11 protein-coding genes are annotated in these 15,674 nt (G+C 70.8%); 9 read left to right on the forward strand and 2 right to left on the reverse strand.

Annotated features, from left to right (window positions below; all coding sequences use genetic code 11):
- The first annotated feature begins 695 nt into the window (after positions 1-695).
- The 3 genes from leuS to lptE are packed head-to-tail and all read left to right on the forward strand — an operon-like array spanning position 696 to position 4,368.
- Positions 696-3,197 (forward strand): leucine--tRNA ligase, encoded by a 2,502-nt coding sequence (gene leuS, locus OWM54_RS35885; RefSeq protein ID WP_267700326.1) that lies wholly within the window; start codon positions 696-698, stop codon positions 3,195-3,197.
- Positions 3,198-3,209: 12 nt separating this feature from the next.
- The gene (locus tag OWM54_RS35890) at positions 3,210-3,812 is read left to right on the forward strand and encodes a hypothetical protein (protein ID WP_267700327.1); all 603 of its coding nucleotides are present in this window, start codon (positions 3,210-3,212) and stop codon (positions 3,810-3,812) included.
- 31 nt (positions 3,813-3,843) lie between these two features.
- Positions 3,844-4,368 carry an LPS assembly lipoprotein LptE gene (gene lptE / locus OWM54_RS35895; RefSeq protein ID WP_141332109.1) on the forward strand — a complete coding sequence of 175 codons (525 nt, stop codon included), beginning with the start codon at positions 3,844-3,846 and terminating at the stop codon, positions 4,366-4,368.
- A gap of 75 nt (positions 4,369-4,443) precedes the next feature.
- Here the strand turns inward: lptE and rpsT are convergent, their stop codons facing one another.
- Positions 4,444-4,716, reverse strand: coding sequence for a 30S ribosomal protein S20 (gene rpsT, locus OWM54_RS35900; protein WP_141332110.1), 273 nt, complete (start codon positions 4,714-4,716; stop codon positions 4,444-4,446).
- Positions 4,717-4,852: 136 nt separating this feature from the next.
- Entirely contained in the window at positions 4,853-6,025 is a 1,173-nt protein-coding gene (gene mazG, locus OWM54_RS35905) for a nucleoside triphosphate pyrophosphohydrolase (protein WP_267700328.1), read from the reverse strand.
- A gap of 152 nt (positions 6,026-6,177) precedes the next feature.
- Between mazG and OWM54_RS35910 the strand changes: the two genes are divergently transcribed.
- From OWM54_RS35910 to OWM54_RS35935, 6 genes are all read left to right on the forward strand, one after another.
- The gene (locus OWM54_RS35910) at positions 6,178-8,361 is read left to right on the forward strand and encodes a tetratricopeptide repeat protein (RefSeq protein WP_267700329.1); all 2,184 of its coding nucleotides are present in this window, start codon (positions 6,178-6,180) and stop codon (positions 8,359-8,361) included.
- 2 nt (positions 8,362-8,363) lie between these two features.
- Entirely contained in the window at positions 8,364-9,485 is a 1,122-nt protein-coding gene (locus OWM54_RS35915; protein ID WP_248544382.1) for a DUF4388 domain-containing protein, read from the forward strand.
- A gap of 83 nt (positions 9,486-9,568) precedes the next feature.
- The gene (locus tag OWM54_RS35920) at positions 9,569-10,663 is read left to right on the forward strand and encodes a PhoH family protein (RefSeq protein WP_267700330.1); all 1,095 of its coding nucleotides are present in this window, start codon (positions 9,569-9,571) and stop codon (positions 10,661-10,663) included.
- A gap of 134 nt (positions 10,664-10,797) precedes the next feature.
- The gene (locus OWM54_RS35925; protein WP_267700331.1) at positions 10,798-13,299 is read left to right on the forward strand and encodes an HD family phosphohydrolase; all 2,502 of its coding nucleotides are present in this window, start codon (positions 10,798-10,800) and stop codon (positions 13,297-13,299) included.
- A gap of 22 nt (positions 13,300-13,321) precedes the next feature.
- Complete coding sequence (ybeY, locus tag OWM54_RS35930) at positions 13,322-14,179, forward strand: rRNA maturation RNase YbeY (protein WP_141330607.1); 858 nt, start codon at positions 13,322-13,324, stop codon at positions 14,177-14,179.
- Positions 14,180-14,277: 98 nt separating this feature from the next.
- A complete protein-coding gene (locus OWM54_RS35935) occupies positions 14,278-15,606 on the forward strand; it encodes a DUF4105 domain-containing protein (protein WP_223745828.1) in 1,329 nt (442 codons plus the stop codon).
- Positions 15,607-15,674: the final 68 nt, after the last annotated feature.

The raw sequence follows: 15,674 nt of genomic DNA on the forward strand, positions 1-15,674 counted from the left end.
GCGGCCCAAGGAGGGCGCGGGCGCCGCGGCGGGCGGGGGGGAGGCTGGAGTGGTGGCGGCCGGAGCCTGAGCGGGTGCCGGGGTCGCCGGAGCCTGCGCCGCGGGAGCCTGCGGCTCGGGAGCCGGAGTGGTGGCCTCCTGCGCCATGGTTTCCAACGAGAAGAGTGCGATCACGCACCCCGGAATCAACGCTCTCTTAAGCGTCATTCGGATCTTTCCTCGCAACGGTGGGAACGGCCCCCCCTGCAGGTGCCGTGGGCGCGAATCGTCGGTGGGTGAACTGAACCAAGTCAATGGTAAGACTTGTTTTTCAAGAATGTTGGCCAAATCCATCCAAACGGAAATATTCCGATCTCGTATCGAGAGCTGACTGACGCGAAGCGCGATGGACCGGCGCCACGAGGGAAGCGGTGTCCCTACCCGAGGGGGGACGTCGTGGATCTCCGCAAGGTCGACGTGGTGGGGAGGGTGGAGGCGTCACCGCAGCAGCCCCCGCAGGGCGGCGCTGTAGCGGGCTGTGTTGGCGCGGTGCATCCGTGCCTGCGGCCGCCCGGTTCCGTGCGCGCGGCGGGCACAGAACGGCCGGGCCGGGGGTTCTCTCGGGTCAGCCGGAGAAAGCGGGCTCCGTCGGCCAGGAGTGGCCGGCGAGATTGGTTGCCCCCAGGGCCGGCCCTCCCATAAGAGGCGCAGCGGATATGGCGATGAACGAGCGTTACGAGCCGCAGGCGATTGAAGGTAAGTGGCAGGCCCGTTGGGACGAGGCCGGCATCTTCCGGGCGGGCAAGCGTCCGGGCGCACCGAAGAAGTACGTGCTCGAGATGCTGCCGTACCCCAGTGGCAAGATGCACATGGGACACGTGCGCAACTACCTCATCGGGGATGTGTACGCGCGCTACTTCCTGATGCGCGGCTACGACGTGCTGCACCCCATGGGCTGGGACGCGTTCGGCCTGCCGGCGGAGAACGCGGCCATCAAGGACGGCGTGCACCCGGCCATCCGCACCCAGGAGAACATCGTCTCCTTCAAGGCGGAGATGAAGAGCCTGGGCTACAGCTACGACTGGTCCCGCGAGGTGAACACCAGCCAGCCGGAGTACTACCGCTGGAACCAGTGGTTCTTCATCAAGATGCTGGAGAAGGGGCTCGTCTATCGCCGCTTCAGCAAGGTGAACTGGTGTACCGGCTGCCACACCGTCATCGCCAACGAGCAGGTGAAGGACGGCGTGTGCGAGCGCTGCTCCTCGCCCGTGGTGGACCGCGAGATGCCCGAGTGGGCCTTCCGCATCACCGCCTTCTCCCAGGATTTGTTGGACGCGCTGGACACGCTCAAGGAGTGGCCGGACCGCATCACGTCCATGCAGCGCAACTGGATTGGGCGCTCGGATGGCGCGGAGGCGGACTTCCGCGTCCAGGGGCATGACGCCTCCATCCGCGTGTTCACCACGCGCGTGGACACTCTCTTCGGCTGCACCTACGTGGTGCTGGCGCCGGACCACAAGCTGGTGGCCCAGGTGACGACGCCCGAGCGCCGCGCGGACGTGGACGCCTTCGTGAAGAAGATGGCGGCCCAGTCCAAGACGGAGCGCACGGGCGAGGACACGGAGAAGGAGGGCGTCTTCACGGGCGCCCACGCCCTCAACCCGTTCACCGGCCAGCCGGTGCCCGTGTGGATCGCCAACTTCGTGTTGAGCGACTACGGCACCGGCGCGGTGATGAGCGTGCCCGCGCACGACGAGCGCGACTTCGCCTTCGCGCGCAAGTACAGCCTGCCCGTGAAGGTCGTCATCCAGCCGGCCTCGGGCGACCCGCTGCCCGCGGGCGACGCGCTGGAGGCGGCGTACACCGAGTACGGCGTGCTGGTGGACTCCGGTGAGTACAGCGGGAAGACGTCCGAGGCGGCGCGTCAGGAGATGGCGCGCAAGCTGGAGTCGGAGGGCCGAGGCCGCGCGACGGTGACGTACCGCCAGAAGGATTGGGGCTTCAGCCGCCAGCGCTACTGGGGCACGCCCATCCCCATCGTCTACTGCGAGAAGTGCGACCCGCAGCGCCACGGCATCCCCGTGCCCGAGTCGCAGCTGCCCGTGAAGCTGCCCGAAATCGACGTGCAGGAGGTGCTCACCGGCAAGGGCGAGCCCCCGTTGGCCAAGGTCGCCTCGTGGGTGAACACCACCTGCCCGAAGTGCGGTGGCCCCGCCCGCCGCGAGGCGGAGACGATGGACACCTTCGTCGACTCCTGCTGGTACTTCGCGCGCTACCTGTCTCCGCACTACGACGCCGCGCCGTTCGACCCGAAGGAGGCCCAGCGCTTCCTGCCCGTGGACATCTACGTGGGCGGGCCCGAGCACGCGGTGATGCACCTGTTGTACTTCCGGTTCTGGACCCGGGTGATGAAGCTCTTGGGCTTGAGCCCGGTGGACGAGCCCGTCACGCGGCTGATCACCCAGGGCATCGTCAACGGTCCGGACAAGCGCAAGATGTCCAAGCGCTGGGGCAACGTCGTCGCGCCGGCCTCCATCATCGAGAAGTACGGCGCGGATACGGCGCGCGCGTACGTGGCGTTCGCCGGCCCGCCGGAGCGGGACTTCGACTGGTCCGACGCCCAGGTGGAGGGCGTGTTCCGCTTCCTGAAGCGCGTCTGGGTGCTGGCCTCCACGCATCAGGCCGCCGTGGCGGGCGCCACGCACCCAGGCCCCTTCGAGGGCAAGGCGCTGGAGATCCGCCGCGCGGCGCACAAGGGGCTGAAGCGGGTGGGGGAGGCCATCGAGCGGCTGTCCTTCAACACCGCCATCGCGGGCATCATGGAGTGCCTCAACGCGCTCTCCGACGCGGGCACGCCGGAGACGCCCGCGGAGAAGGCGGCCATGGCGGAGGCGGTGCGCCTGTTGTCGATGATGCTCACGCCCTTCGCGCCGCACATCGCGGACGAAATCGCGGAGGCCTACGGCAGCGCGCAGCTCACCGTCTCGCAGACGTGGCCCGAGTTCGACCCGGCCCTGGTGGTGGACGACGTCATCCCCTACGCGGTGCAGGTGAACGGCAAGCTGCGCGCGGAGATCCAGGTGCCCGCGGACGCGAGCGAGGCGGACGTGCGCGCGGCGGCCGAGGCGGACGAGCGGGTGAAGTCCGCCATCACCGGCAAGACGCTGCGCAAGTTCGTCTTCGTGCCCAAGCGGCTGGTGAACTTCGTCGTCGGCTGAGCGGGGAGTCGGGTGCCCACCGAGGTCCTCGTCATGTGCACCGCGTGCGGTCGGCCCCAGGCGGCCGGCGGCGCGCGGTGCATCGCGTGTGGCGCGCCCCTGCCGGACGCGCCGCTGCCGGCCCCACCGCCGGCGGACGTGCCGCCTCCCGCTCCTCCCGGGCCGTTCCTGACGGCGGACCTGGGGGGAGGCCGCCAGCTCGTCGGCGAGGCGGGGCGGCTCTCCTATCGCATGGCGGATGGGGTGGCGCCCCGGGGGGTGGAGCTGGTCCACCTGCGCGCGCTGACGCTCGAGACGCGGCCGTTCCTGGAGGCGCTGATGCTCTGCGGCTTCGGTGCGCTGGGGGCCGTGGCCTCGGTGCTCGTGCTCAAGCTCGTCGCCTTCGGACTGACGGCGCTGGGCGTGCTGCTGGCGGCCGTGTGCCGCGTGCACACGCTGGTGCTGGAGACGTCCACCGGGGGCACGACGCGCTGGTCCCTGGGGCTCGCGCGGCGGGGCTCGGAGCGGGACGCGCGGCTGCTCCAGGCCTGGCGCACGCTGGCGGGCGCGGTGAAGGCGCGGGGCGTGGTGGTGACGGATGCGGACGGGCGCCCGGTGGACGGGCCTCACGCTTGACGCAAGGGCCGGGGCGGGTAGGGTGCCGCCCATGTCGCTCCGCTCGAAGTCCGCCTCACGGCGTCTCCACGTGGCCGTGCTGCTGTCGGGCTTGGGGGTGGGCTCCCTGCTGCTGTCCGGGTGTGGCTACCGCTTCACGCCGCGCGGCGAGGGGCTGCCCGAGGGCGTGAAGTCCGTGTGCGCGCCCATCTTCACCAACGACACGCCGGAGCCCGCGCTGGAGACGCTCTTCACGCGCCACTTCCGCCAGGAGCTGACGCGCGTGGGGCGGCTGGGCAGCGGGGCGTCGTGCGACGCGAAGGTGGAGGGGGCGGTGCTGTCGCTGTGGAGCTCGCCCACCATCGTGGGCCGCTTCTTCCGCGTCGCCGCGACGGTGCGCCTGCGGCTGGTGCGGGAAGGACAGCCACCCCAGGAGACAGTCATCTCGGGGACCGAGGACTACCTGCCGGGGAGCGGAGACATCCTCGAGGCCGAGTCCAACCGTCAGGCGGCCCTGGACCGGTTGGCGCAGGTGCTCATGCGGGATGGGTTCGATCGGCTCGCCAGCACCTGGTGAGGAGGCGCGGAGCCTCCTCCCGGGGAGCCTGTTTCGAGGACTGGGCGGGGACCTGTCGAGAGGCCCCCGGGTGCATCAGGCCTGACGCGCGCTCTTGGCGGCGGCCTTGGCCAGGCGGGAGATGCGGCGCGAGGCGGTGCGCTTGTGGATGACGCCCTTCGTCGCGGCCTTGCTCAGCGCCTTGGAAGCCGCCTTGAGCGCGTCCGTCTTCTTGGCGCCGTCCTTGGAGCCGATGGCCTCCCGGGCGGACTTCACGGCGCTCTTCACGTCCGTGCGGACGGTGACGTTCCGGGCGCGGCGCTTCTGGGACTGACGGTAACGCTTCTCTGCGGACTTGGTGTTGGCCAAGAGAAATCTCCAGCGAAAGGCAGGCTAAAAAGAGGGGCCGTCCTTACTGCGACGCCTCGCAGGCGTCAAGACGGGCGTGTGCGTACGGACGGGTTTTCCGGGCTCCGGACGCGATCAGAAGGCTCTGGCGGGGGAATCACCCAGGCTGGGTGGTGTATTCCCACACCAGCCCGGCGGGGTCCCGGAAGGTCAGCCGCCCGGCGCCCGCTTCGAGCACGGCGCCCGGGGAGGTCCGCTCCACCTGCCGGCGGATCAGCGCCACCGCGTGCTCGGACGGTGCCTCCAGGGTGAGGGTGGCCCCTGTCGCCGCCGTCTTCGCGCGCTGGAAGACCAGCCGGATGGATCCGCTCTCGTAGCGGGCCTCATCCGCCGGGGCAGGGGCCGGGATGATCCACCCGAGCAGGGCCGCCAGCGGCGTCCAGAAGGCGGCCTGGGCCTCCAGATCCACCACGCCCAGGCGCAGGGTGGACGGGGGCGCGCGGGGCAGGGTGGGGGGCGGGAGGGATTTCTCCTGGGACTTGGCCGCCTGCCAGTGGCGCTCCATGTGCTCCAGGGTGGCTCCGCCGAAGGGGACCCCCTCGGCCCGGAGTGCGGCCTCGATGTGCTGGAAGCGCCGGGTGAAGCGGAGGCTCGCCAGTCGCAGCGCGTCCTCGGCGGGGGTCTTCACGAAGCGCGCGAGGTTGGCCAGGGAGAAGAGGACGTCGCCCAGCTCATGCTCGATGGCGGCCCTGTCCCCGGAGGCGATGGCCTCGTCCATCTCGACCAGCTCCTCGGCCAGCTTGCCTCGCACGCCGGCCAGGTCCGGCCAGTCGAAGCCGATGCGGCTGGCCTTCTCGGTGAGCCGCTCGGCGCGCAGCAGGGCGGGCGCGGCGGAGGGGACGCCGTCCAGGACGGAGCCCTCGCTGCCCGTCTTCTTCTTGCGCTCCTCGGCCTTGAGCTTCGCCCAGTTGGCCAGCACCTGCTCGGAGCCGTCCACGCGCTGCTCGCCGAAGACGTGGGGGTGGCGGCGGGTGAGCTTGTCGCTGATGGCCCGGCTGACGTCGGCCATGGTGAACTCACCCCGCTCGGCGGCGAGCTGGGCGTGGAAGACAATCTGGAAGAGCAGGTCTCCCAGCTCTTCACACAGCGGGTGCCAGGGGCCGCCCTCGGTGACGCGGTCCATCTCGTCCAGGACCTCGAAGGCCTCCTCGAGGAGGTAGGGCCGCAGCGTGCCCAGCGTCTGCTCCCTGTCCCAGGGACAGCCGTCCGGGGCCCGCAGCCGCCGCATGATGTCCACCAGACGTTCCAGCTCGGTCCCGGGGGTCCCCATGTCGTTCACGCCTCCCTCGCGCGGGCCGTCCCGCGACATGCCGACCCTGTAACACGTGGTCCTGGCCGGCCGTCCCGGAAAGCCGGTCCTGACCGGACAGGTGGCGTTGTCTTTCGTGGTTCGGCCCGGCTCGCCTATCATCCGAACCCTGGATGATCCGCTTCCTGCTTCCCTCCCTCCTCCTCTCGGGCCTGCTGCTCCTGTCCCCTGCGTCGGCCCTCGCGCAGCTCGAGGCGCCCACGCGCCTCCAGGAGGTGGATCCGGGCCCGCTCGAGCCCGACCTCCAGGATGAGTCCTACGACGCGGCCGGGCCCGAGGACGACACCCCCGTCGAGGACGGCGAGCTCGATGTCGACGAAGAGCAGGATCCGGCCTCCCGGCGCACCGGACGGGGAGAGAAGGCCAGACCGCCTCCCGCGCGCGCCGCCACGCCCACCCCGCCCGTCGTCGAGCCCGCGCCGCCCCCCGTCATCGTGCCCCGCCCCGTGCTGAGCCCCATCCTGACGCCCCGGGTGTCGGACGAGGAGGTGCTCGCGGTGTGGGACCGCTGGCGGCAGGCGCGCTCGACGAACGACGTCGGCACGGCCGAGAAGGCGCAGCAGGAACTCCTGACGCTCAAGCAGGAGCTGCTCGCCGCGGACCTGGAGCCCATCAGCGTCGGCTTCCTCCGCGAGTCCGATGTCCGGCGTCGGGCCGGGGACATGGGCGGCGCGGTGCGGCTGGCCCGGCTCGCGGTGGAGCTGTCGCCCCGGCTCCCGCTGGCGCACTTCGAGCTCGCGGAGCTCTACGCCCAGGAGGACTTCACCGCCGTGGGTCGGGTGCTGGGCGAGCTTCGCGCCGCCTTCCTGTCCCTCGCGTTGGATCCCCGCTACCGGGGGCCGGCGCTGGCGGACCTGGGCTCGCTGTTGCTCCTGGCCTGGTCGGCCACGGCCGTGCTCTTCGTCGCGCTGCTGTTCCTCAGGCGCGTGCGCTACGCGCTGCACGACTTCCACCACCTGCTGCCGCGAGCCGTCGCGCGCTGGCAGTCGGCGCTGCTCGGGGTGCTGCTGCTCGGCCTGCCGCTGACGCTGCCGTGGGGGCTGGTGCCCCGGCTGCTGGTGCTGCTCGCCGTGGTGGCGGCGTACCTGACGAACCGGGAGCGCGTCGTCTCCGCCGTGCTGGTGGCGGGGCTCGGCCTGACGCCGCTCGCCGCGGGGCAGCTCACCCGGGTGACGGCGTTCGCGGGCACGCCCGCCGAGGACGTGTTTCTGTTGGAGCGCGGTGGCCTGTCCGCCGAGGGCGCGGTGGCCCGCGTCAAGGCGCGGCACGAGTCGCGCGCGGCCACCTTCGCGGAGCTCAACGCGCTGGGGCACTACGAGTCGCGCCGCGGCCTGCTGGAGGACGCCCGCACGCACTTCAAGGCGGCCTCGGCCGTGCGCAGCGGGGACGCGCGCCTGTTGACCCGCTTCGGCAACACGCTGGTGGGGCTGGGGGACGTGGACGGCGCCGCGCAGCTCTACGTGCAGGCCTCGCAGGCCGACCCGAGGATGGCCGCGCCGCACTACAACCTGGCGCAGCTCCACCGCCGGCGGGCCAAGACGCTGCCGGACTCGGAGGTGGGCAAGGAACTGGACCGCGCGGCCACGGCGACCGCGTCCGCGCAGGCGCTCGATGGCGAGCTGCTCCGCCGCGAGCCCCCTCCGGATGACCGCTTGCTGCTCAACCTGTTGACGCTCGCGCCCACGGTGCCCGCATCGGAGTGGCTGTCGCTCGCGGACGGCTCGGAGGCGGGGCGGCGGGTGGAGGCGCAGCTGTCCGGCTGGGTGTTGCCGGGCGTGGCGCCGGGGCCGGTGTCCTGGCTGCTTCCCGCCGGCGTGGCGGGGCTGCTGGTGCTCTGGGGCGTTGCGGCGCGACGGCTGAAGGCCGCGAAGGTGTGCGAGCGCTGCGGCCGTCCTGTGTGCACGCGGTGCGACCCGGAGCTGGGCGTGGGCAGCACGCAGTGTGGCCAGTGCGTGAACGTCTTCAGTCGCAGGGGCCTGGTTCCCCAGCAGCTGCGTCAGCGCAAGGCGGATGAAGTGCAGCGGCACCAGGCCTGGGTGGGTCGGGTGACGTACGCGGTGGGCACGCTCCTGTCCGGCGCGGGACACGTCTTCTCCGGGAGCACGGTGCGCGGGGCGCTGTACGCCTTCCTGTTCCTCTTCGCGCTGGCCGCCTCGCTGCTGTACCGGGGCCTGGTGCGCGCGCCGTACGCGGACGCGCCGCTGTACCTCAAGCTGGTGCCGGCGGTGCTGCTGCTGGTGGGCATCCACCTGATGTCGCTGCGGGGCCTGGTCCGGCTGCGCAGGGGAGAGGAGTAGCCATGTCCCTGAAGGGAACGCTCAAGGACTTCGGCATCGGCGACATCCTCCAGCTCATCGGCCAGCAGCAGAAGACGGGCTCGCTGCAACTGGAGAACAAGGACCAGGAGGTCCGCATCGGCTTCCGGGACGGCCACATCATCAAGGTCGAGAGCGTCACCCGCAAGCGCAAGGACCTCATCGGCGCCATGCTGGTGCGTGCCGAGCTCATCACCGAGACGCAGCTGGAGGCGGCGCTGGAGACGCAGCGGCGCACCCTGAAGCGGCTGGGCGACGTGCTCGTCTCCAGCCAGGCGCTCACCACCGAGCGCTTCCAGTCGATGATGCAGCTGCAGGCCACGGAGACGCTCTACCGCCTCTTCACGTGGAAGGCCGGCACCTACGAGTTCATCCAGGAGCCCGTGGAGCCCGACGCCGAGGCCATCCGCCCCCTGCGCGCCGAGACGGTGCTCATGGAGGGCTTCCGGATGGTGGATGAGTGGCCCGTCATCCGGAAGTCCATCCACCGCGACGACCTCTCCTTCGAGCGGCTCAAGGCGCTGCCCCCGCCCCGCGAGGGCGAGGAGGGCGGCGAACTGGGCGTCATCGCGGGCACCGAGCGCCGCGTGTACGACGAAATCGCGCCCGGCCGGGATTTGCGCAAGCTGGTGGATGTCTGCTGCCTGGGCGAGTTCGAGACCTGCAAGGCGCTGCACAACCTGGTGAAGGGCGAGTACGTCCGGGTCATCCACCCCGAGGGCGCAAGGGCTCCGGCCCCAGGTGACGAGCGGCTGCTCTCACGGCTGGTGGGCGCGGTGGGGCGCGTGGTGGCCACCATGCTGGTGCTGGCGGTGCTGGGGGTGGTCGTCTTCCGGGTGGCGCTCTCCGATGCGGAGCGCACGCGCGGGGCCACGGCGTTCGCGGACCCAGCGGCCCAGCGTCATGTTTCCGATGCCCAACGCGTCCGCATCGAGGCCGCGCTCGAAGTGTTCCGTCTGGAACGGGGTGAGTTGCCGGAGCGGTTGGATGCTTTGGTCCAGGCTGGATTGTTGAGCTCGGAGGAACTCAGATACCCCTGGCGGGAGGAGTACTACTACCGGCGGCTGGCCGCTCGGCGGTTCGTCCTCCTGCCACCCTTGCGCTAGCCTCTGCGTGAAGTCGTCTTTCGGAGCCGGGGGGGCGGCGTTACGTTGAAGACAACTGGTACCGACCCGAGGAACGACCCGCATTGCGAAACCCCGCCACGTTGGAAGCGCCCGCAGCCGCCGTCACCGCCTCCTCCGCCAAGGTGGACGTCCGTGACAACGAGACGGCCCTGGCGCTGTGCGGCAACCAGAACGAAAACCTCAAACTGATGGAGCGACGCCTCGGGGTCCGTGTGGGACAACGGGGGACGGAGTTCCACCTGTCCGGCCCCTCCGACGCGGTGGCCTTCACGGTGCGCCTCCTGGAGAACCTGGAGGGGATGATCCGCGCCGGTCGCCCCATCTACCGCGAGGACGTGGAGCAGGGCATCAAGGTGCTCGGCCGCGGCGCGGAGTCCCTGCAGGAGGTCATGCTCGGCCCGGTCCTCAAGAGCTCCGGCAACCGGCAGATCGCGCCCAAGAGCATCGCCCAGAAGCGCTACGTGGACGCCATCCGCGCCCACGACATCGTCTTCGGCATCGGCCCCGCCGGTACGGGCAAGACGTACCTGGCCATGGCCATGGCGGTGGCCTTCCTCCAGGAGCGCAAGGTCAAGCGCATCATCCTCGCGCGCCCCGCGGTGGAGGCGGGTGAGAAGCTCGGCTTCCTTCCCGGAGACCTGCAGGAGAAGGTGAACCCGTACCTGCGGCCGCTCTACGACGCGCTGCACGACATGATGGCCGCCGAGCGCGCGGCGCACCTGGTGGAGGAGGGCGTGGTGGAGGTGGCTCCGCTGGCGTTCATGCGCGGCCGCACCCTCAACGACGCCTTCGTCATCCTCGACGAGGCCCAGAACACCACCGTGGAGCAGATGAAGATGTTCCTGACGCGCCTGGGCTACAACAGCAAGGCCGTCATCACCGGCGACGTGACGCAGGTGGACCTCCCCACCGGGAAGCTGTCCGGCCTGAACCACGCCCGCGCGGTGCTCAAGAACATCGACGGCATCCACTTCGCGGAGTTCTCCGACGTGGACGTCGTGCGCCACCCCCTGGTCCAGGAGGTCATCCGCGCGTACGACAAGGCGGAGCTGGCGCAGCGCGAGGCCCACGCCGCTCGCGAGGCCGCCCACGCCACGGCCTCCACCTCGGAGTCCGCTCCCCTGGTCGCCATCCCGCCAGAGGCCGCCGTCGGCTGAGCACCTGTCGAGGCTTACGTATGCCCACCCGCGCCTACCCTGGCGGGCGGGCATTCGTATTTCCGGCCCCGTGAATATTCCGGGACGCTGCGGCCTTGATGGAGCCACGGCCCCTATCTAGGGTGAGGACCTCCATGGACGAACCGGAACCGCAGCACCCCGCGCCCAGTCCGTTGGACGCGCTCGCAGCACGCTTTGGCCTGGGCCGAGGCGTGTGGGGGCGGCGTGCGGTCCAGGTGTTCCTCCTGCTCCTCGTGTCGGTGGGGGCGGGCTTCGTCATCTCCCCCGGGCTGTACAGCCAGCAGATCCCCGCCCTCTCCGAGGAGAACCTCGGCAAGCCCTTCCGGGCCAGCTCCCCCGCCGGCTTCAAGGCCGCGCGCGACTACGAGGTCGTCCACCGCGCCATGACGGCCCAGCGGCGCCAGGAGGCCCGCTCCGCCGTCAAGCCTGTCTACGACTTGAACCCGGCCGTGGTGGGACACCTGCGCACCGTGGTGCGAGCCTCCTTCGCGACCATGCGCCAGCGGCTGGCGGAGCTCGCCGAGGCCCAGTCGGAGCTGGAGCCGGAGGAGGGCGCCGCCCCGAAGAAGTCGCGCAAGGCCCCGGTGCTGACGCCCGAGCAGGTGGAGCGTGAGCGTCGGACGCGCGAGGAGATGCAGGCGGAGCTCCAAGAGTTGCTCTTCGGCCAGCGCGATGCGGGGCTGGAGGCCGAGGACTTCCAGGCGCTCTACGCGAAGGGGTTCTCGGACGAGGTGGAGACGGCCACCTTGCTGCTGCTGGAGCGGGCGTACCGCTCCGAGCAGGGCCCGGTGAACGTGGCGGGCTCCCGGGAGGAACTGGCCCGCGAGGCCCCCCAGGGCCTCACCGTGCGGGACGTGGTGAACAAGGGCGAGGAGACCCTGCCCAACGGCGCGCCGCAGGTGGCGGACATCCGTGAGGCGCACCAGGAGATGGAGCGCTTCGCCTCCATCCCCGGCAACCTCCTGCCGGACGCGCCCGGTGTGCAGCGCCGCGCGGTGCTGCGGCTGGCCAAGCGGCTGGTGCGCGCCAACCTGACCATCAACATCGCGGAGACGGACGCGCGCCGGCACCAGGCCGCGCAGGCGGTGAAGGACGCCGTCATCTCCATCAAGAAGGGCCAGCGCGTCATCGGCGATGGCGAGCTGGTGAACGAGGGGCACCTGGTGGTGCTGCGCGGCATGCGCGCGGAGACGGACCGGCTGGACCTGGTGCAGGTGCAGCTGGGCGGCACGGGGCTGGTGGCCCTGCTGGTGGTGGCCTCGTACTTCTTCTGCATGACGGCGTTCCGCCGCTTCCGGCCCACGCGCAAGGACGGCGTCCTGCTGGGGGGGCTGCTGGTGGGCACGCTGGCGCTCCTGCAGCTCTGGGTGTCCATCGCGGATGCCATCCAGGACCGGTACACGGCGCTGCCCATCGAGGCGCTCTACTACGTGTTCCCGGTGGCCGCGGGCGCCATGCTGGTGCGCTTCATCCTCACGCAGGAGCTGTCGCTCTTCTTCGCGATGGTGTTCGCGTGTCTGGCGGGCGTGATGCTGGGCAACTCGCTGGCGTTCGGCATCTACACGCTGGTGGGCTCGCTGGTGGCGGCCGACCGCATCGTCCGGGCGAAGGACCGCGTGGGCATCTTCCGCGCGGGGCTCGTCACCGGCGCGGCCAACACGGTGGCGGTGCTGTTCCTGTTCCTCGTCGAGGGCAAGGGCCTGACGGCCGACACGGCCATCACCGCGCTGAGCGCGTTCGTCGGCTCGTCGCTGGCGGTGCCGGTGATGGTGATGGCGCTCACGCCGCTCATCGAGATGACGTTCGGCTACGCGTCCGACATCAAGCTGCTGGAGCTGGCGAACCTCAACCACCCGGCGCTCAAGGAGCTCATCGTCCAGGCGCCCGGCACCTACCACCACTCCATCATCATCGGCACGCTGGTGGAGAACGCGGCGGAGACCATCGGCGCCAATCCGCTGCTGGCGCGCTCGTGCGCGTACTACCACGACATCGGCAAGGGTCGGAATCCGCTCTACTTCGGTGAGAACCAGAAGGGCGAGAACCGCCACGACTCGCTGGCCCCCGCGATGAGCGCCGTCATCATCAAGCGCCACGTGACGGAGGGCCTGGAGATGGCGCGCCAGTACCGGCTGCCCAAGCTGGTGGCGGACGCGATTCCGCAGCACCACGGCACGCGCACGGTGGGCTATTTCTACCACAAGGCCTTGAAGGAGCAGGAGGGCAAGGAAGGCGCGCCCCCCATCGACGAGAGCATCTACCGCTACCCGGGACCGAAGCCCCAGTTCCGCGAGGCGGCGCTGGTGATGATCGCCGACGCGGTGGAGGCCTCGACGCGCTCCATGGCGGAACCCACCACGCCCAAGCTCCAGGCCCAGCTGCAGAAGATCATCAACCTCATCTTCTCCGAGGGGCAGCTCGACGAGTGCGACCTGACGCTGAAGGACCTGAACCTCATCTCCCAGTCCTTCCTGCACACGCTCGAGGGCATCTACCACACGCGTCCGGTGTATCCGGCCGGCGCGGTGGGAGGCGGCAAGGCGCCGCCGCTGGTGGTGGCGGGGGGCAAGGCCGTGGAGACCAAGGACAAGGCCCGCTCGGCGGGGGCTTCGTGACAGGGGTGCGAGGAGTGACGGCGTGAGACTGCGCAAGGGCAAGGTCATCCCGAGGGACGACGGCAAGCGCATCGAGGAGTTCGTGGGCGCGGCGACCACCGGCACGGACTCGGCTTCCGTGGCGCGCATGCTGGCGCCGCCGGGCTGGGCGGAGCCGGCGCAGCGGCCGGAGTTCGACGAGGTCGTGCTGGTCCTCAAGGGCGAGCTGACGCTCGTCATCGAGGGCCGCCGCGAGCGCATCGCCGCGGGCGAGGTCGGCCTGGTGCCGCGCGGCAAGCGCGTGGTGTACCGCAACGACGGCAAGGGCGCGTGTGACTACTGGTCCGTCTGCGCCCCGGCCTTCCGCCCCGAGCGCGCGCACATGGAGGCCCCCGCGCCCCCGAAGACGGAGAACGTCGTCACGCTGCAGGTGGCGCACCCCCAGGGCAAGGAGTTCGGCCGGCTGCTCACGACGTGGGCGCGCGACTACCTGACGCGCCTGTCGCTGGCGCACTGCGAGCTGTCGCTGTCGCTCGTCGACGACCGGGCCATCCGCCGGCTCAACCGCACCTGGCGCGACAAGGACAAGGCCACCGACGTGCTGAGCTTCCCCGCGGGCGATTTGCCCAAGGGGACTCCGGGCCCCCGGCCCCTGGGCGACGTGGTCATCTCCCTGGACACGGCGAAGCGGCAGGCCAAGGAGTACGGCCGACCGCTGGAGTCGGAGATGGCGCGCTACCTGGCGCACGGGCTGCTCCACCTGTTGGGGCACGACCACGAGCGCCCGCGCGACGCCAAGCGGATGGCGGCGCTGGAGGAGGAGCTGTTGGGCGAGCGCGGCATGGTGGCGGACTCGCTCCAGGTGGACGCGAAGGCCCGCCGGGCGCGCAGCCTGATGTAGGCCTCGCACGGCTCCCTGTCGGACAATCCGGCATCCTGTCGATTGAGTCGGCCATCGCGCATGATAGGTAGGCCGCCTCCCGCGTGTTGGACACAGCCATGCTCCGCCTGTCGCTCATCGCCCTCGGTCTGCTCGGCTTGTTGCTCGCGTCTCCCGCGCATGCGCAGTCGGGGCTTGTGCCCCCCTGGGGCACGGGCGAGAGCCAGGGCGAGGACCTGGTCATCTCGCTGGCCACCTTCAGCCCCGGCGACGACGTGCCCGCCTGGTGGGGCCACGGCTCGCTGGTGGTGGAGGACCGCAAGCTCGGCGTCACCCGTCTCTACAACTACGGGATGTTCTCCTTCGACGACGCCATGCTGGCCCGCTTCGCCATGGGCCGCCTGGAGTTCTGGGTGGGGCAGGCCCGCGCGGAGGCCACCTACCGCTACTACCGCGCCGAGGACCGCGACGTCCGCATCCAGGAGCTGAACCTCACCCCGGAGCAGCGCGAGCAGGTCGCCAGGCGCCTGGCCGACAACGTCCTGCCGGAGAACCGCGAGTACCTGTATCACCACTACAACGACAACTGCGTCACGCGTCTGCGGGACATGATCGACGTGGCCACGGGGGGCCAGCTGCGCGAGGCGGACCGGGCGCCGGGGCGGATGACGCTGCGCGAGCACACGCGGCGCTACACCGCGGTGAACCCGCCGATGAGCGTGCTGCTCGACTTCATGATGAACGATGAAATCGACCACCCGATCACCCGCTGGGAGGAGGCCTTCCTCCCGGACGAGTTGGAGCAGCAGGTCGCCTCGCTCCAGGTGAAGGGCGCGGACGGCCAGCTGCGTCCGCTGGTGGCCCGGCAGTGGAACTATTACGTGGCGTCCAACCGCCCGCGTCCTCCCGTCGAGCCTCCGCCCTGGGGACCCTGGATCCTGGCGCTCGGGCTGGGGCTCGGGGGCGCGGCGCTGGGACTCGCCGCCTGGGAGCGCAAGAAGGGCGGCCGGCTGCCCCGGGTGCTGCTCGGGTTGGAGACAGCGCTGCTCGGGCTGGTGCTGGGCATCCCCGGCACGGCGCTCTTCGTCATGTGGCTGGTCACGGACCACACGGTGACGTACCGCAACGAGAACCTCTTTTTGGCCAACCCGCTGACGCTGCTCGCCATCCCCTTCGGCGTGTCCCTCATGCGGGGCAAGAACCCGAAGGCGCGCACGAGGCTGTTCAAGCTCTGGGCGGTGCTGGCGGGCAGCGGCGTGCTGGGCGTGGTGCTCAAGTTGTTGCCGCCGTTCGACCAGGACAACTGGCGGCTCATCGCGCTCATCCTGCCCATCTCCCTGGGGATGGCGGGGGCCTTCGGCCTGGAGCGCCTGCTGGCGCGACTGCCGGGCGGGGCGCGGACGTCAGCGCGGCGGGACGGGCCCGTCGCTCGGCTCGAGGCGCCCTGAGCCCTTCACCTTCAACCCTTTCACCCGGGCGGTCGGCGAGCGTCGCCGCACGCGTCCGAAGACGAGGA

The sequence above is a fragment of the Myxococcus sp. MISCRS1 genome, from assembly GCF_026626605.1.
In the GTDB taxonomy this organism is placed as follows: Bacteria; Myxococcota; Myxococcia; order Myxococcales; family Myxococcaceae; genus Myxococcus; species Myxococcus fulvus.